The organism is Massilia sp. 01N410 (genome assembly GCF_056399665.1).
In genome coordinates this window covers 69,271-91,651 of record NZ_JBFTRV010000006.1, presented here as the reverse complement: position 1 = coordinate 91,651, position 22,381 = coordinate 69,271, and the positions used below count along the sequence as shown (strand labels likewise).

The following is a 22,381-nucleotide window of genomic DNA, read 5'->3' as shown; positions in this document are numbered from 1 at the left end:
ATCTGGTTTGTATTTATTACCGGAAATTAATAATACACGGAAAGAAGATGGTGTTCTATACACGATGGGAAGCGTTGTTTTCAGGCCGTAAATACTCGCGCGATGGTTTGACGCGGCATCAACGCAGCTCATGCAGGGCGATGCCGCCGAAGGCGTCATCCCAGGCGCTGAAGTCGGATTCCAGTGCCGGGAGAAGGCGCAGCAGGGATTGTTTATCCCGGTGGAAGCTGGTGGCGCTGCCGTCGATCTCGCGGGTCGATTGCAGGCGGAACGCCTCGGCGTCCGCCGCCGCGGCCACGGGTTCGCGCAGCAGGGCCAGCACCTGCTGGCCGCCGACCTTCAGGCGCAGCAGGCCGGCCGCTTCGCCCGCCTGGGCGCGCACGTAGCGGCGCTGGGTTTCGGCGGCGATCCCGCCGGCTTCCAGCGCGATGCGCACCTGCCTGCCATGGCGCGCGCCCCAATCGAGGAAGGGCATGGCGAATTCGCTCACCTGGGCCGGATCGGTGCGGTAATCCATCACGGCGAGGGTATCGACCAGCGGTGCCAGGCCGTCCAGCAGGGCGGTCTTGCCATCCCACCAGAAGGGCACCACCAGCTCCAGGTGCAGGCTGCCGGCCGCCTCGCGCAGGGTGTGCGCCATCGCCAGGTAGCGCGCGTCCCAGTCGACCTTGCCGGCGCCGCGCTCCAAAAGCTGATAATCGGGTAGCAGGTAGGGTTCGACGTCGAACTGCAGGCCGGCCAGGCGCGCGGCCGGTTCGACGCCGGCGTTGTAGTTCAGGTAGGCGCGCACCATGCGCGCCAGCGCCGGCTGCTGCTCGGGCAGCACCATATGCGGGTCGCCGTCCACGCTCAGCACGCGGATGTCGCGCGCGTTCGCACGCCGGACGAAGGCGGCCAGGCGCGCCGGTTCCCGGACCGCCTCGTTCCTGAACGGCACGCTGACGAACAGCTCGCGCACCCGCTGCGCCGCGGCCCAGTCCAGCAGCGCGGCGCCATGCTCGCTCCAGTCGGCTGCCTTCCAGACCCAGGTCGAGCGGGCCGCCGGCCGGGCGGTCGGTGAGGGATCGGGTTCGATGGCCAGATAGTCCAGCGCCAGGCTGGCTGGCTGGGCCGGGCATTGCAGGACGAAGTGCTTCCAGCTTGCGCGGTCCAGGGTGTCCGGCAGCGCCGGCGTGAAGATCTGCGGCGAGGCGGCGGCCGGATGCGCGGGCAGTTCGCCCAGATCCAATGCGGTTTCGCGCGCGGCGCGGACGCCGTCGGCGGCCTGCAGCGAGAAGCCGGCGCCGCCCGCATACGAGGCCGCCAGGCGCAGGCGCGCGCGCGGCAGGAACCAGGGGCCGCCGAGCAGCACCCCGGCCGACCGGGTGCCGGCGCCGCAGTCGACGGTCAGCCGGCCGCCCTCGAGCTTGAGATTGACCCGCTCCTCCACCCCGAAGGCGCGCGCCTGCATGCGCTCCAGCAGGTTGGCGCGCAGCGGCATGATGCCGGGCTTCTGGACGCCGGGGCGCGAAGAGGGCAGCAGGTGCTCGCTGACCGCAAAGCGGCCTTCGCGCACGCGGCCGTGCAGCAGGATGGTGTGCTCGATGGCTTCGGTGGGGCCGAGCGGGAACAGGGTCTCGACCCGGGCGCCGGCCGGCAGGGCGATGCTGGTGCAGCCGGGGTGTGCGGCCTGGCTGTCGGCCTGCCAGCGCAGGCGCGCGCCGTCGGCGCCGACAGTATCGCCAAACGGCGTGGCCGACGGCGCGGCAGCCGCTGCGGCGCTTTGCGGGCACAGGTGCAACCAGGCGGCATGGGCGGGAGCGCTCATCGCGAACAGGGACAGCATCAGGGCGCGCGCGATCACGGCTTGTCCGCGAAGCTGCCCTTGCGCGCCATGGTGCCCCAGGTCGCTTCCTTTTGCATCGCCCAGCGGAACAGGCCGACCAGGCGCCACCAGGTGTTCAGCTGGCGGTAGCCGAGGTTCTCGACCAGCACCACCACGCCCAGGGCCAGCAGCTGCTTGCCGCGCGGGTAGATGTGGAAGGACATCTCTTCCAGCAGCAGGCCGGAGGCGGACAGCAGGATGCCCAGCCCGATCGCCACGAACATGAAGGTCGAGAAGGCCTGCCAGGAGATGTCGCCGGTCAGGAAGGAGACGATCATGAACAGGTAGCCGCCCACTTCGACCAGGGGTCCCAGCCACTCGAACAGCAGCATGAACGGGAAGGCCAGCCAGCCGGGCACGCCGCCGTTGCGCGAGAACATCAGGCCCCAGTTGGCGTTCAGGCTCTCGGCCAGGCCGCGCTGCCAGCGGATCCGCTGGTTCTTCAGGGTCTTGAAGTCTTCCGGCGCCTCGGTCCAGCACACGGGATCGGGCACGAATTCGATGCGGTAGGGCTGGCGCCGCGCGCGCAGCAGGCGGTGCAGGCGCACGATCAGTTCCATGTCCTCGCCGATGGTGTCGGGGCGGTAGCCGCCGACGCTGACCACGGCATCCTTGCGGAACACGCCGAAGGCACCAGAGATGATCAGCATGCCGTTCACGGCAGACCAGCCGAGGCGGCCGAACAGGAAGGCGCGCAGGTATTCGACCACCTGGAGCAGGGCCCAGGGATTGCGCGGCAGGCCCACCCGGGTCAGGAAGCCGCCGCTGACTTCGCAGCCGTTGGCGATGCGGATGGTGCCGCCGGTGGCGACCACGGTCGGGTCGCGCAGGAAAGGCTGGGTCACGCGTTCCAGGCTGTCGCGCTGCAGGACCGAGTCGGCGTCGACGCCGCAGAACAGCGGATAGCGCGCGGCATTGATGCCGGCATTCAGCGAGTCGGCCTTGCCGCCGTTGAACTTGTCGATCACGCGCAGGTTCGGGAAGCGCGTCGAGCGGTAGATCGCGCGGATCTCCCTGGTGGGAATCTGACGGCGGTAGGCTTCCGGGAAAGGCAGCAGGCCGAATTCGCGCTTCAGCACCTCCAGCGTGCCGTCCTTCGAGCCGTCGTTGACCACCACGACCTCGTATTCGGAATAGGTCAGCTGCAGCATCGAGCGCACCGAAGCGGCGATGCTCGCTTCCTCGTTATACGCCGGCACCAGGATGCTGACCGGCGGCTCGAGGCCGGAATAGGCGCGCGGCAGGTCGTCCAGCATCTCTTCCTGGCCCTTGCGGTGCAGGGTGCGCAGCGACAGCAGGTTGAGGAGCAGGTAGCCGCCGTTCAGCAGGATGAAGTAGCACAGCACGAACCAGGTGACGAACTGGACCAGCAGGTGGTGGGTGTTCATGCGCCCTCCATTGCCGGGCCGGCCGGCGTCTCTTGCTTCGCATTGGCGGCGTCCTGCTCGGCCACCACCTGGGCCAGCATGTCGGCCGCGTAGCGGTCTTCCAGCGAGGCGTGCAGGGCGTCGAGGTCGGCGCGCTTCAGCCAGGGCAGCGCGGCCAGCGCCTGGGCGGCGCGGTAGCGCACCCACCATTCGCGGTCGGCCAGCAGGTCCGCCAGGCGCTCGACGTCGCCGCGGTCGCCGATGCGGCCCAGGGCCTTGGCGGCCTGCACCCGCACCTGCCAGTCCGCGTGCGCCAGCAGGGCGCGCACCTGGCCCTGCAGCAGCGGCGTGTTCACGATGCGCAGGGCGGCGGTGACCACGGCGACGGCGTCGTTGGCCAGCGCGCCGGCCAGGGTCGCGGCCGGCAGCTCGACGCGCAGGGCCTCGGCGATGCGCAGGGCGCGCGGCAGGCGATCGGGATTCAGGCGCGGCAGCATCCCGGCCAGCACCGCCGCCACCGGCGTGCCGGCTTGTTGCAGGATGCCGGCCACGTGCGACATGGCCCAGTCCTCGCGTTCGACGAAGAGCGGGGTCAGGTATTCGGCCGCGGCCTCGGGATCGATCCGCACCAGCGCCCACAGCGCGGTCAGCGACAGGGTCGGGTCGTCCAGGCCGGCCAGGCGCAGCAGTTGGGGCCAGGCTTCGCGGTCGCCCAGGTGGCCCAGCATCAGGGCCGCCAGCAGGCGCTCGGTGCGGGCGCGCCGGCCCAGCATGGCGCGCGCTTCGGCGTCGAGGCCCATGCGGCGCGCGATGGCGTTGAGGGCGGCGCCGGCCTCGCCGCGCAGCGAGGACTGCAGGTGCACCCACAGCTTGATGAAGTGCAGGCGTTCGGAGGCGAGCAGGCGTGGCAGTTCCTGCGGGCCGTCGCCGACGATGGCGGCGTTCAGCAACGGCCGCCAGCGCGCCAAGGTGCGTGCGCGGCGCCGTTCGCGCGCGCGCAGCGAGATGCGCAGGCGCACGATCTGCAGGCCGAGCAGGAGGGTCAGCAGCAGGGCGGCGATGCCGGTCCAGAAGGCCGCCGCCAGGATCGGATCGGAGGGCGCGCCGAAGCCGGGCGCGGTCGCAAGCGTGGGAAACCTCACGGACAGAGCGCGGAGAGGCCGCGCCGTCAGGCCGCGGTCTTGAGGAAGCGGCGCAGGCGCGCCAGCAATTCCTGGGGCTGGAAGGGCTTGATGATGAAATCGTCGGCGCCGGCATCGAGCGCGCGCACGGTGTCGCGTTCGGTGTTCTTGGCGGTCAGCATGATGACCGGGGTTTCCTGCCAGCCGGCCTGGGCGCGGATCAGGCCCACGATCTCGAACCCGTCCACATAGGGCAGCATCACGTCCAGCAGCACCAGGTCCGGCGCCGGATTGCCGAGCACGTGCGCGGTCGCGGCGCGGCCGTCGGCGACGTGGGTCACCAGGTAGCCTTGGCGTTCCAGCATGAAGGTGAGGACGTGGGCGATGTGGGCGTCGTCCTCGACGACGAGGACGGTGGGTTGTGCGCTCATGAAAAGGGCGGAAAAGTTGCTCTGAGGCCTGATTCTATACCGAGCCGGGACAACAAGCCCTTTCCGGACGCCGCTGTGTGGCCTGCATGCGACTACCCTTGGCAGGCCGACCACCAGGGTGGCCAGCCTGCCGAGCAGGGATTAACGCGGCAGGTCGAACAACAGCAGTTCGGCGGCGTCGGCGTTCGCGAAGCTGATGCTTTCCTCGTCGCCGATCTTGACGGCGTCGCCGCCTTTCAAGGCGACGCCATTCACCTCGACCTGGCCGCGGATCACGTGCGCATAGCCGAGGCGTCCGCGCTGCAGGGCGTGCTCCAGCTTGTCCTCGCCGTTCAGGATCGCCGCGTACAGCGAGGCGTCCTGGTGGATCAGCACCGAGCCTTCGCGGCCGTCGCTGGAAGCGATCAGGCGCAGCCTGCCCAGTTTCTCATCCCTGTCGAAGTGCTTCTCTTCGTAGCTCGGCGGGATGCCCTGCACGCTCGGCTGGATCCAGATCTGCAGGAAGTGCACCGGCTCGGTCTGCGAACCGTTGAACTCGCTGTGCCGCACGCCGCTGCCGGCGCTCATGCGCTGGACGTCGCCGTAGTGCAGGACCGAACCGGTGCCCATGCTGTCCTTGTGCTCCAGCGCGCCGTCCAGCACGTAGGAGATGATCTCCATGTCGCGGTGGCCGTGGGTGCCGAAGCCGGCGCCTGCGGCGACACGGTCTTCGTTGATCACGCGCAGCGGGCCGAAGCCGACGTGGCGCGGATCGTAGTAGTCGGCGAAGGAAAAGCTGTGTTTCGATTTCAGCCAGCCGTGGTTGGCGTCGCCGCGGTCTTCACTTTTGCGAATTTCGATCATGATTTGCTCCCTGTGTGTGTTCTCGATGGAAGCCAGTATAGCGAGGCCGCACCGGGAAGAAAAACGAGTAGTTTTGCGGGCTATGATCGAAAAAATCGATTATTAACGTTTTAACGGATCCAGCAGCCCGCGCAGGGCGTTGTGATCGATCTCGTACATCAGTTCGAGCAGCTCGCCCAGCTCGCCACGGGGAAAGCCTTCGCGCGCGAACCAGGCGAGGTAGTGGCCGGGAAGGTCCGCGATCTTCTTGCCCTGGTATTTACCGAAGGGCATTTCGCGGATGAGGAGGAGTTGCAGGTGTTCGGGTTTCATGGTGCCGCCAGTGTAGTAGCATGACCGCGAGGAGGAAAGCAGCATGGACACCGACTACGACCTGCAACGCTTCGTGGACGCCCAGCACGACGTCTACGCCACCGCGCTCGCCGAACTGCGCGCCGGGCGCAAGCGCAGCCACTGGATGTGGTTCGTCTTCCCGCAGCTGGAAGGGTTGGGACGCAGCGGGATGGCGCAGCGCTACGCGATCCGCTCCGCCGACGAGGCCGCGGCCTACCTGGCCCACCCGGTGCTGGGCAAGCGCCTGCGCGAGTGCGCCTCCGCGGTCGCGATGCACCAGGATCGCAATGTCGACGAGATCTTCGGCGATCCCGACAACATGAAATTCCACTCCAGTATGACCCTGTTCGCCGACGTCGCCCCGGACGAGGCGATCTTCCAGACCTGCCTCGACCGCTTCTTCGGCGGCGAGCCCGATCACGCCACCGTCGAGAGGCTGGCATGAACGCGAGAATTCCGGATCCCCTGGCGATTTTCGTGGACGGCCTGACGGGGCTGGTCGACGGCGGCGCCGACGAAGCCACGATCTTCCGCGACGGCCGCGCCTTGCTGGCCGGCCTGATCGCGCACGACGATTGGCTGCCCGCTGCGCTCACCGAGCCCGACCCGGCCAACTACCGCATCCACCTGCTGCACCGCGATCCGGCGGGACGCTTCTCGGTGTCGGCCATGGTGTGGGGGCCGGGTCAGGGCACGCCCATCCATGACCACACGGTGTGGGGCATGGTCGGTGTGCTGAGGGGGAGGGAGCGCTGCGAGGAGTTCGGCCTTCCAGCCCGGCCGGGCGGGTCGCTGGTTCCCGGCCACGTGCATGAGCTGGAACCCGGTGATATCGATTTCGTATCACCCAGCGTCGGTGATATACATCGCGTATCGAATGCGCTTGCCGGCGGCACCTCGGTCAGCATTCACGTCTACGGGGCCGACATTGCCGCCATCACCCGCTCGCGCTGGGAAACGGATGGTCGGGTCACGCCTTTCGTCAGTCCCTACGCCTCCTGCCTGCTGCCCAGTCGTGCGAGCTGAGGTGGATTTCCCGTTGTTGCGTATAATCCGCCGAATAGCTTGCCCAACAACACATTCTCACTAACAACACATGGCTTCATCTTCAGAAAACATCAGCATGGCGGTGTTCTGCGACTTCGAGAACGTCGCACTCGGCGTGCGCGATGCGAATTACGAAAAATTCGACATCAAGCCCGTCCTCGAACGCCTGCTGCTCAAGGGCAGCATCGTGGTCAAGAAAGCCTATTGCGACTGGGACCGTTACAAGGGCTTCAAGGCCACGATGCATGAAGCGAACTTCGAGCTGATCGAAATTCCGCACGTGCGCCAGTCGGGCAAGAATTCGGCGGACATCCGCATGGTGGTGGACGCCCTCGACCTGTGCTACACCAAGGCCCACGTCGATACCTTCGTGATTATCTCGGGCGACTCCGACTTCTCGCCGCTGGTCTCCAAGCTGCGCGAAAACGCCAAGCGCGTGATCGGCGTCGGCGTCAAGAATTCGACCTCCGACCTGCTGGTCGCCAACTGCGACGAATTCATCTTCTACGACGACCTGGTGCGCGAAGTGCGCCGCGCCGCCGCCAAGCGCGACGAGCGCAAGAGCCAGCCGCAGCAGGGCCGCCGTCCTTCCGACGAGAACAATCGCAAGAAGGAAGAGATGGAGGCGCGCAAGCTGCAGGCCCTGGAGATGGTGGTCGAGACCTTCGACGCCCTGGTCTCCGAGCGCGGCGACACCGGCAAGATCTGGGCATCGCTGCTGAAGGACACCCTGAAGCGCCGCCGTCCGGATTTCTCGGAAACCTATTACGGCTTCCGCACCTTCGGCAACCTGCTCGAAGAGGCCCAGACCCGCGGCCTGTTCGAATTCGGCCGCGACGAGAAGTCGGGCACCTATGTCTACCGCAGCGCCCAGCCCATCGAGGTACTCGGCGCCGTGCCGGAAGCGGAGCCGCTGCCGGAAATGGCGGCCCTGGATGGCGCGACGCAGGAGCGCGGCGGCGACGTGGCCGAGGAGACGCAGGGCGAGCAGCCGAGCGAAATTCCGGCGATTGCTGCACCGGCACGCGAGTCGCGCCGCCGTGGCGGTCGTGGCCGCAAAGGGCGCGACCAGGCGGCCGAGCAGGCAGCGGCCCCGGTGGCGGATACCCGGGCTGCGCCGGAAGACGTGCAGGAAGACCTCGGCATGCCCACCTGGCCGGCGCCGACGCCGGATCTGGTGGAGGAAGCGGACGATACCGCGGCCGCGCCGGTGGAGGTGCAGCCGGAAGCCGCAGCCGAGACCGCAGCCGAGCAGCCGGCCGCGCCGGTGAAGGAACGCCGCCGCGCGCCGCGCAAGCCGTCCACGCGCAAATCCGCGGCGGCACAGGCTGCGACGGCCGCCGCGGCGCCCGAGGCCGGAGCCGACAATGCGGCGGTCGCCACTGACGCCGTGGTGGCGCTGGACAAGGCCGTGGCCGGTATCGATGGCGGCGCCGAAGCCGGCACCGACGGCGTGACCGACGCCGACCCGTCCGATCCGGCGCCGGCCGAAGAACAGGGGGAGGCCCAGGGCGACAAGCCGGCGCGCAAGAAGTCGTCCCGCCCGGCCCACAAGGCGTCGCGCAAGCCGGCCACGCGCGCCCGCCGTCCGGCCAAGCCGAAGACGCCGGAAGGCGCCTGATCCGGGCCATACGCGCGCCGGGCAGGCTCGGGGATGTGTGATAATGACAACGCACTCTCAAGCTTGCCCGTTTGCGCAAAGGACCGACATCATGCGACCGCTCACCGGACTGCTCGTTTCCGCCGCCACCCTGGCCGCCGCGCTCGCGGCGCCGTCTGCGTTCGCCGCCGCACCGTCGGCCTCCCATCCGCTGCTCGGGATCTGGGTCCTCAGCATCCCCCAGCTCGGCTGCTCCGAGACCTACCACTTCCGCGGCGACGGCACCACGCTGGTCAAGAGCGCCCAGGAAGTCTCCGAGAGCGAGTTCACGGTGGCCGAAAAACCCAGCGCCAAGGGCTTCTACAAGCTCGAAGACCGCGTCGTCAAGGACAACGGCAAGCAGGACTGCTCGGGCGAAGTGATGCAGGTCGGCACCCGCGCCACCAACTACCTGCGCTTTCACCCGTCGGGAGCGCGCTTCGTGATGTGCCGGGAAGAGTCGATGGAGGCTTGTATCGGACCTTTCGAGCGGATGCCGGCGCAGGGGATCTGATCCGCCGTCATTCCGCGAAAGCGGGCATGACGGGTGCTGACGGTAGTCCATCGCCCAGCTTCGGTGTATATTGCTCGGCGATTAGTCAATCGTCATTATCGGAACCCTGATGTCCCCGGCACTCCTCTTCTGCATCCTCATCGCTTATTTCGCACTGCTGCTCGGCGTCGCCTGGGCGACTTCGCGCAACGCCAACAACGACAGCTTCTTCATCGGTAACAAGAGCAGCAACTGGATGCTGGTCGCCTTCGGCATGGTCGGCACCACGCTGTCCGGCGCCACCTTCATCAGCGTGCCGGGCGCGGTCGGCATCGACGCCTTCGGCTATGGCCAGGTGCTGATCGGCTATGTGTTCGGCTACATCGCCGTGGTCTACCTGCTGCTGCCCCTGTACTACCGGCTCAAGCTGACCTCGATCTACACCTATCTCGACGGCCGCCTCGGACGCCGCGCCTACCAGAGCGGGGCCGGCTTCTTCATCCTGTCGCGCCTGTTCGGCGCCACCGCGCGCCTGTACCTGGTGGTGGCGGTCCTGCAGAGCATCATCCTCGACAGCCTGGGCGTGCCGTTCTGGCTGACCACCTTCGTCATCCTCGGCATGATCCTGCTCTACACCTACCAGGGCGGTGTCAAGACCATCGTCTGGACCGACACCCTGCAGACCACCTGCATGCTGGGCGGCCTGTTCGCCTGCGTCTGGTTCATGCTGGGCCACCTCGACCTCACCGTCCCGCAGGCCCTGCAGCAGATGCACGAGCGCGGCCTGTCGCGCGTGTTCACCTTCGACGCCGACAGCCCGAATTTCTGGCTGAAGCAGATCGTGGCCGGCGCCTTCATCGTCGTGACCATGACCGGCATGGACCAGGAGATGATGCAGAAGACGATCTCCGTGAAGACCCTGGGCGACTCCCAGAAGAACCTGCTGAGCCTGACCGCGGTGCTGGTGGTGGTGCTGTCCGCCTTCCTGTTCCTGGGCGGCCTGCTCTACCTGTACGCGCCGATCGCCGGCGTCACCGCCACCGGCGACAAGATCTTCGCCGCCGTGGTCATGGGCCACCTGCCGGCCGCGGTGCAGATCATCTTCCTGGTCGCCCTGATCTCGGCCCTGTTCCCCAGCGCCGACGGTGCCATCACCGCGCTCACCTCCACCTTCTGCATCGACATCCTCGGCATCAAGCGCCGCGACGACCTGTCGGAAGAAGGCAAGCAGCGCCTGCGCCGCCACGTCCACCTCGGATTCGCCCTGCTGTTCCTGCTGATGGTGCTGTTCTTCAAATGGGTCGACAATCCCAGCATGATCGGCGTGATCCTGAAGCTGGCCGGCTATACCTACGGACCGCTGCTGGGCCTGTTCGCCTTCGGCATGATGACCAGGCGCACGCTGAACGACCGCCTGGTGCCGGTGGTGACGATCGGCGCGCCGATCCTGTGCGCCCTGCTCGAATACAACCAGCACTATCTGCTGGGCCATTACCGATTGGGCCTGGAGTTGCTTATTGTCAACGGCGCACTCGTGTTCCTGGGCTTGCTGGCGATCTCGCGCCGGGCGACCATCAAGCCCGCTGCCGTCGCTGCCTAACCTCTTTCAAAGGAGTTCCCGATGCCATTCAAGCCCATGACCTCCCTGCGCCGCGGCCTCGGGTCGCTCTGGCGCGGCCTCGATGCCACCCGCCGCTTCGTGCTGAACCTGATCTTCCTGCTGATCCTGATCTTCCTGCTGTGGGGGATCTTCGGCGGCGGCATCAAGCCGCTGGCGCCGAAGACCGCCCTGGTGCTGGACCTGAAGGGCGAGCTGGTCGAAGAAAAGGCCGGCAGCGTGCGCGACTCGCTGGTGGCCGGCCTGTCCGGCAATGCGCGCCGCCTGATTCAACTGCGCGACGTCCTCACCGTGCTCGACGCCGCCGCCAAGGACGGCAATATCGACAGCGTGGTGCTGCTGCTCGACGAGATGGACGGCGGCGGCCTGGCTTCGCTGCGCGAAATCGGCGCCGCCGTCGAGCGCGTGAAGGCGGCCGGCAAGACCGTGGTGGCCTGGGGCGGGGCCTACGACCAGAAGCGCTACCTGGTCGCCTCGCATGCCAACGAGGTCTACCTGCACCCGATGGGCATGGTGATGATCGAAGGCTTCGGGCGCCACCGCAACTACTACCGCGACGCCCTCGACAAGATCGGCGTGACGGTCAACCTGATGAAGGTCGGCACCTATAAGAGCTTTGCCGAGCCGTTCATCGGCAACGGTCCGTCGCCGGCGGCGCAGGAGGCCGACAGCTTCCTCTACAACGCCCTGTGGACCAACTACACGAACGAAGTCGAGAAGGCGCGCAGGCTGCCGGCCGGCAGCATCGCGAAGGGCATCGAAGAACTGCCGCAGCGCATGACGGCCGCCAACGGCAACGCCGGCAAGGTGGCGCTGGACGCCAAGCTGATCGACGGCCTCAAGACCCGCGATGAAGTGCGTGCCCTGATGGTCAAGCGCGGCGCCTGGGACGAGGCCAACAAGACCTTCCGCCAGGTGTCCTTCCACGACTACCTGTCGCGCAATCCGCCCAAGCTGCTGGGCGATGCGGTGGCCGTGGTGGTCGCCGCCGGCGACATCACCGAGGGCACGGGCGGCCCCGGCATGGTGGGCGGCATCACGACCGCCAACATGATCCGCGCCGCGCGCGAAGACAAGCAGGTCAAGGCCCTGGTCCTGCGCATCAATTCGCCGGGCGGCAGCGCCTACGGTTCGGAGCTGATCCGCCGCGAGCTGGAACTGACCCGCAACGCCGGCAAGCCGGTGGTGGTGTCGATGGGCGACGTGGCGGCGTCCGGCGGCTACTGGATCTCGATGGCGGCCGACGAAGTCATCGCCGACCCGAACACCGTGACCGGCTCGATCGGCGTGTTCGCGATCCTGCCGACCGCCGATAAAGTGGTCGACAAGCTGGGCATCCACACGGCCGGCGTGACCACCACCTGGCTGGCCGACGCCTACAATCCGCTGCGCCCGCTCGACCCGCGCTTCGGCCAGGTGGTCCAGGCCAGCATCAACCACATCTACGACGAGTTCACCACCAAGGCCGCGATCGCGCGCCGCACCACGCCCGAGAAGATCGACGCCGTCGGCCAGGGCCGCGTGTGGACCGGCGGCCAGGCCAAGGAACGCGGCCTGGTCGACCGTCTCGGCAGCTACGGCGACGCCCTGCAGTCGGCGGCCAAGCGCGCCCACCTGGAGGGCAACTTCCGCGTCGCCTACACCGAGCGCGAGGAAAGCGTGTTCGCGCGCCTGCTGGAGCGCATGGGCCTGTCCGAAGCCCAGACCCTGACCGTCCAGGTCAAGCTGGGCCTGCTGCCGGCCGACCTGGCCCTGGACGCGCTGCCGGCCGGCGCCGCCGCCGGGGTGGCCAGGGACCTCGGCTGGCTGTCGCAGGTGGCCTCGCGCCGCCAGCCTTTCGCGGCGGTCACGCACTGCCTGTGCGAAGTTCCTTAACGCTCTTAACGAACGTTAAGCCTTTGTAACAAGTTGTAGGCCTGAGCAAGCCAGTTACCACGGGCGCGGAGCCGATCCGCGCCCGTTTTCGTTTTTGCTTCTGTACGTTCTGAAACATAAAGGCAAGGCGCTCCATGCTACATTCGGGGAGTCATTTTTATTGTGCATTTGAACACTCGGCCGCCAAGGACTCGCATGAACCCGACCGTTACCCCAGATAAGGAAAAGCCAGCCATCCGTCCCCAGCGCACACGCCGTTCGCGCGTGATCGGCGCCATCGTCGCCATCCTCGTGATGGCCGGCCTGGGCTGGCTGGCCTGGCACCTGACCCACCAGCCAGCAGGCGCAGGCGCCGGCGCCGGTCCGGGTGCGGGCGCCGGCGCGAGGGGGCAGGGCGGCGCGGGCGCCGGCGGTCCGGGCGGCGGCGGCCGTGGAGGCCGCGGCGGCGGCATGGCGGCCACCACGGTCGGCGTCGGCAAGGCCGAGCGCAGCGATATCCCGATCACCCTCGAAGCGCTGGGCACCGTGACCCCGGCGGCGGTGGCGACCGTGCGGCCCCAGGTCGGCGGCGTGCTGCAGAAGATCACCTTCACCGAAGGCCAGCTGGTCAAGGAAGGCCAGGTGCTGGCCACCATCGACGCCCGCCCCGCGCAAATGAGCCTGCTGCAGGCGACCGGCCAGCGCCAGCGCGACCAAGCCCAGCTGGAAAGCGCGCGCGTGCTGCTGCAGCGCTACCGCACCCTGCTGGAACAGGATTCGATCGCGCGCCAGGACGTCGACACCCAGGCGGCCCTGGTCAAGCAGCTCGAAGGTGCCGTTACCACCGACAAGGCGGCCGAAGGCATCGCCCGCATCAACCTCGGCTACACCCAGGTGCGCGCGCCGATCGCGGGCCGGGTCGGCCTGCGCAACGTCGACATCGGCAACCTGGTGAGCGCAAACGACGCCAACGGCATCGCCGTGATCACCCAGCAGTCGCCGATCGACGTCGAATTCGCGGTGCCCCAGGACCACCTGCCGGAACTGCAGCAGCGCATTAACCAGAACGCGGTCCTGCCAGCCATCGCACTGGACCGCACCCGCACCCAGAGCCTGGCCGAGGGCCGCTTCATGGCGATGGACAACCAGGTCGACACCCAGACCGGCACGGTGCGCGCCAAGGCCCGCTTCACCAATGACAGCGGCAAGCTCTTCCCCAGCCAGTTCGTGAACGTGCGCCTGCAGATCAACACCATCAAGAACGCGGTCACGGTGCCGGTGACGGCCCTGCGCCACGGCGCCAGCGGCGACTACGTCTACGTGCTGAACCCGCAGGACAAGACCGTCGCGCTGCGCACCGTCAAGCGCGGCCAGGCGAATGCCGAGCGCGTCGAGATCGTCAGCGGTCTGGAAGGCGGCGAGACCGTCATCACCGAAGGCGCGGACCGCCTGAAGGATGGGGCCAAGGTGACCTTGCCTGGGGATCGTCCGGCCGGTGCCGGTGCGGGCGGCCGCGGTGGACAGGGCGGGGCGCAGGGCGCTCAGGGCCAGCCGGGCGAACACCGTCAGCGCCGCCAGCAGCAGGGAGGGGCGGCGCAATGATGAGCATGGAATACTCGTCGTTCCCGCGCAGGCGGGAACCCAAGTTTGCCTGCGTTTCGACCGCTCAGGCAGAACTTGGACCCCCGCCTTCGCGGGGGCGACGTGGTGATCAGCGTGCATGGCGTAGCGAGGGGGCAGCATGAGCCCATCCGCCCCCTTCATCCGCCGCCCGGTCGCCACCTCGCTGCTGATGCTGGCGATCGTGCTGGCCGGCCTGGTCGGCTATAAATTCCTGCCGCTGTCGGCGCTGCCCCAGGTCGACTTCCCGACCATCCAGGTGCAGACCCTGTACCCGGGCGCGAGCCCGGAAGTGATGGCGCGCACCGTGACGGCGCCGCTGGAGCGCCAGTTCGGCCAGATGGCCGGGCTGTCGCGCATGAGCTCCACCAGCGCCGCCGGCGTGTCCGTCATCACCCTGCAGTTCAGCCTGGGCCAGACCCTGGACGTGGCCGAGCAGGAAGTGCAGGCCGCGATCAATGCCGGCGGCTCGCTGCTGCCGACCGACCTGCCGGCGCCGCCGGTCTACGCCAAGGTGAATCCGGCCGATGCGCCGGTGTTGACCCTGGCGATCACCTCGGACACGGTGCCGCTGACCGAGGTGCAGAACCTGGTCAACACCCGGCTCGCTCTGAAGATCAGCCAGGTCACCGGCGTCGGCCTGGTGACCCTGCAGGGCGGCCAGCGTCCGGCGGTGCGGATCCAGGCGAATACCGAGGCCCTGGCCGCCAACGGCCTGGGCCTGGACACGCTGCGCTCCGCCATCACCGCGGCCAACGCCAACAGCGCCAAGGGCAGCTTCGACGGCCCGGCGCGCGCCTACACCATCAACGCCAACGACCAGCTGGTCACGGTGCCGGACTACACGAACCTGATCGTCGCCTACCGCAACGGCGCGCCGGTGCGCCTGGGCGACGTCGCCCGCGTGGTCGACAGCGCCGAGAACGTCAAGCTGGGCGCCTGGGCCAACATGAAGCCGGCCATCATCCTGAACGTGCAGCGCCAGCCGGGCGCCAACGTGATCGCCACCGTCGACGCCATCAAGGAGCGCCTGCCCGAGCTGCAGGCCAGCCTGCCGCAGTCGCTGCGCGTGGACGTGCTGTCCGACCGCACCACCGGCATCCGTGCCTCGGTCGAGCACGTGCAGATCGAGCTGGTGCTGGCCGTGCTGCTGGTGGTGCTGGTGATCTTCGCCTTCCTGCACAGCGTCCGCGCCACCGTGATCGCCAGTCTCGCAGTTCCCATTTCGCTGGTCGGCACCTTCGGCGTCATGTACCTGTTGGGCTACAGCCTGAACAACCTGTCGCTGATGGCGCTGACGATCGCCACCGGCTTCGTGGTCGACGACGCCATCGTCATGATCGAGAACATCTCGCGCTACATCGAGGAAGGCGAGCAGCCGATGGCCGCCGCGCTCAAGGGCGCGACCCAGATCGGCTTCACCATCATCTCGCTGACGGTCTCGCTGATCGCGGTCCTGATTCCGCTGCTGTTCATGGGCGACGTGGTCGGCCGCCTGTTCCGCGAGTTCGCGGTGTCGCTGGCGATCACGATCCTGATCTCGGCGGTGGTCTCGCTGACCCTGGTGCCGATGATGTCGGCGCGCTGGCTGCGCCAGAACGACGAGGCGCACAACTCCCGCTTCGCACGCCGCTTCCAGGCGACCTTCGACGACACCATCGCCTACTACGACCGCGCGCTGAACTGGGTGCTGGAGCGCCAGGGCCTGACCCTGCTGGTGGCGCTGGGGACCCTGGTGCTGACGGCGCTGCTGTGGATCTTCATTCCGAAGAGCCTGTTCCCGACCCAGGACACCGGCCAGCTGCAGGCGCGCGTGGAGGCGCGCCAGGCGATCTCCTACCAGGCCATGAGCGAGATCCAGCAGGCCGCCGCCCGCGAGATCCTGGCCGACCCGGACGTCGCCTCGCTCAGCTCGACCGTCGGCGTGGACGCCGCCAACAACACCATGCTCCACACCGGCACCATGCTGATCAACCTGAAGAAGGGACACGGCGACCAGGAAGAGCTGATGAACCGCCTGCGCGACCGCGTGAGCCATAACGTCGCCGGCGTCACGCTCTACCTGCAGCCGACCCAGGACCTCACCATCGATGCCGAGAACGGCCCGACCCAGTACCGGCTGTCGATCGAGGGCGCGGACACCAAAACCGTGACCGAGTGGGCCAACAAGCTGGCCGACGCGATGGCCCGCCGCAAGGAAGTGCGCAACGTCGTCACCGATGCCGGCGCGACCGGCGCGGCCGCCTACGTCAACATCGACCGCGACAGCGCCTCGCGCCTGTCGGTGACGGCCTCGAACATCGACGACGCCCTGTACAGCGCCTTCGGCCAGCGCATCGTCTCGACCATCTTCACCGAGACGAATCAGTACCGCGTGATCCTGGAAGCCCAGCAGCCGCAGGACATGTCGCTCGACGCCCTGTCCAACCTGCAGCTGCGCACCGGTTCCGGCCAGCCGACGCCGCTGTCCGCGATCGCCTCGATCACCGAGCAGGCCGCGCCGCTGCAGATCACCCACGTCGCCCAGTACCCGGCCACCACGATCGGCTTCGACACCGCGTCCGGCGTGAAGCTGGGCACGGCGGTCAGCGCGATCAAGGAAGCGGCGCAGGAGATCAAGCTGCCGGCTTCCGTCACCATGACCTTCCTGGGCGCGTCCGGGGCCTACCAGAACTCGCTGTCGAACCAGCTGTGGCTGATCCTGGCGGCGGTGGTCTGCGTCTACATCGTGCTGGGCGTGCTGTACGAGAGCTACATCCACCCGCTGACCATCCTGTCGACCCTGCCGTCGGCCGGCGTCGGCGCGCTGCTGGCGCTGATGGTGACCGGCCAGGGCCTGGGCGTGATCGGCATCATCGGCATCATCCTGCTGATCGGCATCGTGAAAAAGAACGCGATCATGATGATCGACTTCGCCATCGAGGCGGAACGGGACGAGGGCAAGGACCCGCGCACGTCGATCCACCAGGCCGCGATGCTGCGCTTCCGCCCCATCATCATGACGACCCTGGCAGCGCTGTTCGCGGCGGTCCCGCTGATGTTCGGCTGGGGCGAGGGCGCCGAGCTGCGCCGTCCGCTGGGCCTGGCCATCTTCGGCGGCCTGATCGTCAGCCAGATGCTGACCCTGTTCACCACCCCGGTGATCTACCTGGCCTTCGACCGCCTGGCGCGGCGCTGGGGCGGCGAAGCGCCGGCCAAGCCGCACGGGCCGGGTTCCGATGACGGTCCGGGCGGCGGGCATCCGCAAGCCTGGCCGGCACCGCAGCAGCCGGCCCTGCTGACGCCGCAGCCGGCAAGCCAGAAGCGGATCGACGATCCGCACGGAGCGGGCGCATGAACCTGTCGCAGCCGTTCGTGCGGCGCCCGATCGCGACCGTGCTCCTGACTCTGGGCCTGGCCCTGGCGGGCATCGCCGCCTTCTTCGTGCTGCCCGTCTCGCCGCTGCCCCAGGTGGACTTCCCGGCGATCTCGGTGTCGGCCAACCTGCCGGGCGCGAGCCCGGACACGATGGCGTCCTCGGTCGCCACGCCGCTCGAACGCAGGCTGGCCGTCATCGCCGGCGTCAACGAGATCACCTCCAGCAGCGGCAACGGCTCGACCCGCATCAACCTGCAGTTCGACCTGAACCGCCAGATCGATTCCGCCGCGCGCGAAGTGCAGGCGGCGATCAACGCCTCGCGCGCCGACCTGCCGGCGACCCTGCGCAGCAACCCGACCTACCGCAAGGCCAATCCCTCCGACGCGCCGGTGATCATCCTGGCGCTGACCTCGAAGACGCGCAGCCCGGGCCAGATCTACGACGAGGTCTCGAACACCGTCCAGCAGAAGCTGGCCCAGGTGCGCGGCGTCGGCGACGTCGAGATCGGCGGCGGCTCGCTGCCGGCGGTGCGGGTCGACCTGAACCCCTTCCAGATGAACCGCTACGGCCTGTCCAGCGAGGACGTGCGCGCGGCCATCCAGGCCAGCAATCCGAACCGCCCGAAAGGCGCACTGGAAGGCAGCGGCATGCGCCTGCAGATCTATTCGCAGGCGAATACCCCGACCAACGGACGCACCGCGGCCGACTACCGCGGCCTGGTGGTGGCCTGGCGCGACGGCGCCGCGATCCGCCTGCAGGACATCGCCGACGTCACCGACGGCGTCGAGAACATCAACACCCTCGGCCTGTTCAACGGCCAGCCGGCGGTGATCGTGCTGGTGACCAGCCAGCCTGGCGCCAACGTCATCGAGACCGTCGACGGCGTGCGCGCATTGCTGCCGACCCTGCAGGCCCAGCTGCCGGCCGACGTCAGCATGCAGGTGGCCTCGGACCGCACCAACTCGATCCGCGCCTCGCTGCACGAGATCGAACTGACGCTGATGATCTCGATCCTGCTGGTGGTCGCCGTGGTCAGCGTATTCCTGAGAAGCGCGCGCGCCACCATCGTGCCGGCGGTGGCGACCGTGGTCTCGCTGCTCGGCACCTTCGGCGTCATGTACCTGCTCGGCTTCTCGATGAACAACCTGTCGCTGATGGCGCTCACCGTCGCTACCGGCTTCGTGGTCGACGACGCCATCGTGGTGCTGGAGAACACCAGCCGCCACGTCGAGCAGGGCATGGACCGCATGAAGGCGGCCCTGCTGGGCGCGCAGGAAGTGGGCTTCACGGTGCTGTCGATCAGCCTCTCGCTGGTCGCGGTGTTCATCCCGCTGCTGTTCATGGGCGGCCAGGTGGGCCGGCTGTTCCGCGAGTTCGCGGTGACCCTGTCGGCGGCGGTGATGATCTCGCTGGTGATCTCGCTGACCACCACGCCGATGCTGTGCGCGATACTGCTCAAGGGCGGCCACGTGGAACGCAAGCCGGGCAGGCTGGCGCAATGGGCGGAGCGCGGCTTCAACCGCATCCTGAAGAGCTACGAGCACGCGCTCGACTGGGCGCTGGACATGAAGCTGCTGGTGATGCTGATCCTGGCCTTCGTGGTGGGCCTGAACGTGTTCCTGTTCTCGGCCGCGCCGAAGGGCTTCTTCCCGCAGCAGGACACCGGCCAGATCAACGGCGGCATCCGCGCCGACCAGAGCATCTCCTTCCAGGCCATGCAGGAAAAGCTGCGCCAGCTGGTCAACATCATCAAGAGCGATCCGGCGGTCGATACCGTGGTCGGCTTCACCGGCGGTTCGCGCGCCGGCGGCGGCTTCATGTTCCTGAACCTGAAGCCGGTGGGCGAGCGCGCGAAAGGGGAGAGCGGCCAGGCCGTGATCGCCCGCCTGCGGCCCAAGCTGGCGCGGGTCACCGGCGTGCAGCTGTTCCTGAACCCCGTGCAGGACCTGCGCATGGGCGGACGCCAGAGCAACTCGACTTACCAGTACACGCTCAAGAGCGACAACCGGGCCGACCTCAAGATGTGGGCGACGCGCCTGGCCGACGCCATGAAACAGCAGAAGGCGCTGATCGACGTCGACACCGATCAGGCCGAGAACGGCGTCGAGACCTATGTCGACATCGACACGCAAAGCGCGGCGCGCCTGGGCATCAGCGCCAAGGACGTCGACAATGCGCTGTACAACGCCTTCGGCCAGCGCCAGGTCGCCAACATCTACGATGAGCTGAACCAGTACCACGTGATCATGGGCGTGGCGCAGAAGTATGCGCAGTCGCCGCAGGCGCTGGACGATGTCTACGTGCCGGCGAAGAGTGCCGGCGCGTCGTCGGCCACTTCTTCCAGTACCGGCACGGGCACGGTCGGCGCCACGTCCGGCAGCTCCACCAGCTCCACCAGCTCCACCAGTTCGACCGCCAGCGCCGGCACCCCGGCCGCGCCCAGCAACCTGACGGCGGCGCGCGACCCGTCCAGCGGCTCGGCGCTGTCGACCAGGTCGACCCCCATGGTGCCGCTGTCGGCGATCGCGAAATTCGCCGAGCGCTCGACCCCGAGCTCGGTGAACCACCAGGACGGCGAGCTGGCCACCACCGTCTCCTTCAACCTGAACCAGGGCTATTCGCTGTCCGACGGCCAAGCCGCGGTGCGCGACGCCGAGGCGGCGATCGGCATGCCGGTCAACGTGCGCGGCAGCTTCCAGGGCCAGGCCAAGCAGGCGCAGGAATCGAACCAGCAGCAGCCGCTGCTGATCCTGGCGGCCATCGTCGTGATCTACATCGTGCTGGGCATCCTGTACGAGAGCCTGATCCACCCGATCACCGTGCTGTCGACCCTGCCGTCGGCGGGCGTGGGCGCGGTGCTGGCCCTGCTGATGTTCAAGATGGAGTTCTCGATCATCGCGCTGATCGGCGTCTTCCTACTGATCGGCATCGTCAAGAAGAACGCGATCCTGATCATCGACTTCGCGCTCGAGGCGGAGCGCGCGCGCGGCCTGTCCGCCACCGAGGCGGTGCGCGAGGCCTGCCTGCTGCGCTTTCGGCCGATCCTGATGACGACCCTGGCTGCCGCCCTGGGCGCGCTGCCGCTGGCGATCGGCTTCGGCGAAGGCTCCGAGCTGCGCCAGCCGCTCGGCATCGCCATCATCGGCGGCCTGATCGCCAGCCAGCTGCTCACGCTGCTGACCACGCCCGTGGTCTACGTCTACCTCGACAAGCTGCGCCGCGCCAGCCCGCACGAGCGCGAGCTGGCGCGCCATCCCCACGAACACGAGTCTCCGGTTACCACTCAATGAAAAGAACCATGCGTACCAACCCGTCCCTGCGATCGATCACCCTTGCCATGCTGGCTGCCGCGCTGGTCTCCGCCTGCGCCGTCGGCCCCGCCTACCAGCGCCCGACGGCGCCCGAGCCGGCGGCCTTCAAGGAGCTGCAGGGATGGGTGCCGGCGGCGCCTGCCGATGCGCTGGAGCGCGGGCCGTGGTGGACGCTGTTCGACGACCCGCAGCTGAACGAATTGGCGGCCAGCGTCGAGGTCTCGAACCAGAACGTGGCGGCGGCGGTGGCGGCCTACGCCCAGGCGCGCGCCCTGGTGTCCGAACAGCGCGCCTCGCTGTTCCCGAGCGTGACCCTGAACGGCTCGGGCACGCGCTCGGGCACGCGCGGCGGCGGCAGCGGCAATGCCACCGTCGACGCCAACGGCAACATCATCGGCGGCGGCAGCGCGGGCGGCGGCGCGCGGAACGCCTACCGGCTGTCGCTGGGCACCAGCTGGGAACCGGACGTGTGGGGCCGCCTGCGCGCCGGCGTGACCGCCGCCAGCGCCAGCGCCCAGGCCAGCGCCGCCGACCTCGCCGCGGCGCGCCTGTCGGCCCAGGGCGAGCTGGCGGCCGACTACCTGCAGCTGCGCGCGATCGACGCCCAGCGCGCGCTGCTGGCCACCACCATCGAAGGCTACCAGCGGGTGCTGACGATCACCCGCAACCGCTACGACGCCGGCATCGCGCCGCACTCGGACGTCTACCAGGCCGAGACCCAGCTCGCCAGCGCCCAGAGCGACGACCTGAGCCAGGCCCGCCAGCGCGCCCAGCTGGAGCATGCGATCGCGGTCCTGGCCGGCAAGGCGCCGGCCGACCTGTCGATCGCGCCGCGGCCGCAGGGGCAGGCGCAGTACATCTTCTTCGTGCCGGAGGTGCCAATCGGCGTGCCCTCGACCCTGCTGCAGCGCCGTCCGGACATCGCCGGCGCCGAACGCCGCGTGGCCGCCGCCAACGAGCAGATCGGCATCGCGCGCTCGGCCTACTTCCCGAACATCGGCTTGAGCGCCTCCTACGGCACCTCGGCCAGCAAGGTGAGCGAGCTGTTCAACGCATCGGCCGCGGCATGGTCCTTCGGCCTGTCGGCCGCCCAGACCCTGTTCGACGCCGGCGCCACCCGCGCCCGCGTGGAAAGCGCGCGCGCCGCCCACGAGGAAGCGGTGGCGCGCTACCGCCAGACCGTGCTGACCGCCTTCGCCGACGTCGAAGACCAGCTGTCCACCACCCGCGTGCTGAGCCAGCAGCAGGAACTCCAGCGCCGCGCCTCGGAAGCCGCCGACAAGGTCGAGCAGCAGGTGCTGAACCGCTACAAGGCCGGCCAGGTCAGCTACTCCGAAGTGGTGCAGGCCCAGGTCACCGCCCTGAACGCCCGCCGCTCTCTCGTCACGACCCAATCCACCCGCCAGACCACGGCCGTGGCCCTGATCCAGGCCCTGGGCGGCGGCTGGCACGCCGAGTAAGCCAGCAACTTAAAATTCGGGG

Annotated in this window: 16 protein-coding genes; 10 read left to right on the top strand and 6 right to left on the bottom strand. The window is 68.4% G+C overall.

The genetic code is table 11. The features are described 5' to 3' along the window. Nucleotides 1–118 precede the first annotated feature (118 nt). From AC1DOP_RS10115 to AC1DOP_RS10090, 6 genes are all read right to left on the bottom strand, one after another. Nucleotides 119–1,843, bottom strand: a complete 1,725-nt coding sequence (locus AC1DOP_RS10115; protein WP_477250907.1) for a hypothetical protein — start codon at nt 1,841–1,843, stop codon at nt 119–121. Continuing rightward, nucleotides 1,840–3,252 carry a glycosyltransferase family 2 protein gene (locus AC1DOP_RS10110; RefSeq protein ID WP_477250905.1) on the bottom strand — a complete coding sequence of 471 codons (1,413 nt, stop codon included), beginning with the start codon at nt 3,250–3,252 and terminating at the stop codon, nt 1,840–1,842. Before AC1DOP_RS10110 ends, AC1DOP_RS10115 begins: the two co-directional genes overlap by 4 nt. Then, complete coding sequence (locus tag AC1DOP_RS10105) at nt 3,249–4,373, bottom strand: HEAT repeat domain-containing protein (protein WP_442121754.1); 1,125 nt, start codon at nt 4,371–4,373, stop codon at nt 3,249–3,251. The genes AC1DOP_RS10110 and AC1DOP_RS10105 overlap by 4 nt, the downstream gene beginning before the upstream one ends. A 26-nt stretch (nt 4,374–4,399) precedes the next feature. Next, nucleotides 4,400–4,783: a response regulator transcription factor gene (locus AC1DOP_RS10100; protein ID WP_442121753.1), complete on the bottom strand. Its 384-nt coding sequence runs from the start codon at nt 4,781–4,783 to the stop codon at nt 4,400–4,402. Between the two features lie 141 nt (nt 4,784–4,924). Continuing rightward, nucleotides 4,925–5,626, bottom strand: a complete 702-nt coding sequence (locus tag AC1DOP_RS10095) for a pirin family protein (RefSeq protein WP_477250903.1) — start codon at nt 5,624–5,626, stop codon at nt 4,925–4,927. 102 nt (nt 5,627–5,728) lie between these two features. Next, nucleotides 5,729–5,938, bottom strand: a complete 210-nt coding sequence (locus AC1DOP_RS10090; RefSeq protein WP_477250901.1) for a DUF3820 family protein — start codon at nt 5,936–5,938, stop codon at nt 5,729–5,731. A 43-nt stretch (nt 5,939–5,981) separates the two neighbouring features. Here AC1DOP_RS10090 and AC1DOP_RS10085 point away from each other — a divergent pair, with 43 nt between their 5' ends. The 10 genes from AC1DOP_RS10085 to AC1DOP_RS10040 all read left to right on the top strand — a co-directional run bounded on the left by AC1DOP_RS10085 (nt 5,982) and on the right by AC1DOP_RS10040 (nt 22,359). Further along, the gene (locus AC1DOP_RS10085) at nt 5,982–6,404 is read left to right on the top strand and encodes a DUF1810 domain-containing protein (RefSeq protein WP_442121750.1); all 423 of its coding nucleotides are present in this window, start codon (nt 5,982–5,984) and stop codon (nt 6,402–6,404) included. Then, on the top strand, nt 6,401–6,985 hold the full coding sequence (locus AC1DOP_RS10080) for a cysteine dioxygenase family protein (RefSeq protein WP_442121749.1): 585 nt from the start codon (nt 6,401–6,403) through the stop codon (nt 6,983–6,985). Before AC1DOP_RS10085 ends, AC1DOP_RS10080 begins: the two co-directional genes overlap by 4 nt. Nucleotides 6,986–7,055: 70 nt before the next feature. After that, on the top strand, nt 7,056–8,627 hold the full coding sequence (locus AC1DOP_RS10075; RefSeq protein WP_477250898.1) for an NYN domain-containing protein: 1,572 nt from the start codon (nt 7,056–7,058) through the stop codon (nt 8,625–8,627). Nucleotides 8,628–8,718: 91 nt separating this feature from the next. After that, nucleotides 8,719–9,159, top strand: coding sequence for a hypothetical protein (locus AC1DOP_RS10070; RefSeq protein ID WP_442121747.1), 441 nt, complete (start codon nt 8,719–8,721; stop codon nt 9,157–9,159). A gap of 109 nt (nt 9,160–9,268) precedes the next feature. Beyond that, nucleotides 9,269–10,738, top strand: coding sequence for a sodium:solute symporter (locus AC1DOP_RS10065; RefSeq protein ID WP_477250896.1), 1,470 nt, complete (start codon nt 9,269–9,271; stop codon nt 10,736–10,738). Between the two features lie 21 nt (nt 10,739–10,759). Then, nucleotides 10,760–12,631 carry a signal peptide peptidase SppA gene (sppA, locus tag AC1DOP_RS10060; RefSeq protein ID WP_477250895.1) on the top strand — a complete coding sequence of 624 codons (1,872 nt, stop codon included), beginning with the start codon at nt 10,760–10,762 and terminating at the stop codon, nt 12,629–12,631. 195 nt (nt 12,632–12,826) lie between these two features. Then, complete coding sequence (locus AC1DOP_RS10055; protein ID WP_477250894.1) at nt 12,827–14,212, top strand: efflux RND transporter periplasmic adaptor subunit; 1,386 nt, start codon at nt 12,827–12,829, stop codon at nt 14,210–14,212. Nucleotides 14,213–14,351: 139 nt separating this feature from the next. Then, nucleotides 14,352–17,567 (top strand): efflux RND transporter permease subunit, encoded by a 3,216-nt coding sequence (locus tag AC1DOP_RS10050; protein ID WP_442123761.1) that lies wholly within the window; start codon nt 14,352–14,354, stop codon nt 17,565–17,567. Further along, nucleotides 17,564–20,878 carry an efflux RND transporter permease subunit gene (locus AC1DOP_RS10045; protein WP_477250893.1) on the top strand — a complete coding sequence of 1,105 codons (3,315 nt, stop codon included), beginning with the start codon at nt 17,564–17,566 and terminating at the stop codon, nt 20,876–20,878. The genes AC1DOP_RS10050 and AC1DOP_RS10045 overlap by 4 nt, the downstream gene beginning before the upstream one ends. A gap of 8 nt (nt 20,879–20,886) precedes the next feature. Next, complete coding sequence (locus tag AC1DOP_RS10040) at nt 20,887–22,359, top strand: efflux transporter outer membrane subunit (protein ID WP_442123759.1); 1,473 nt, start codon at nt 20,887–20,889, stop codon at nt 22,357–22,359. Nucleotides 22,360–22,381: the final 22 nt, after the last annotated feature.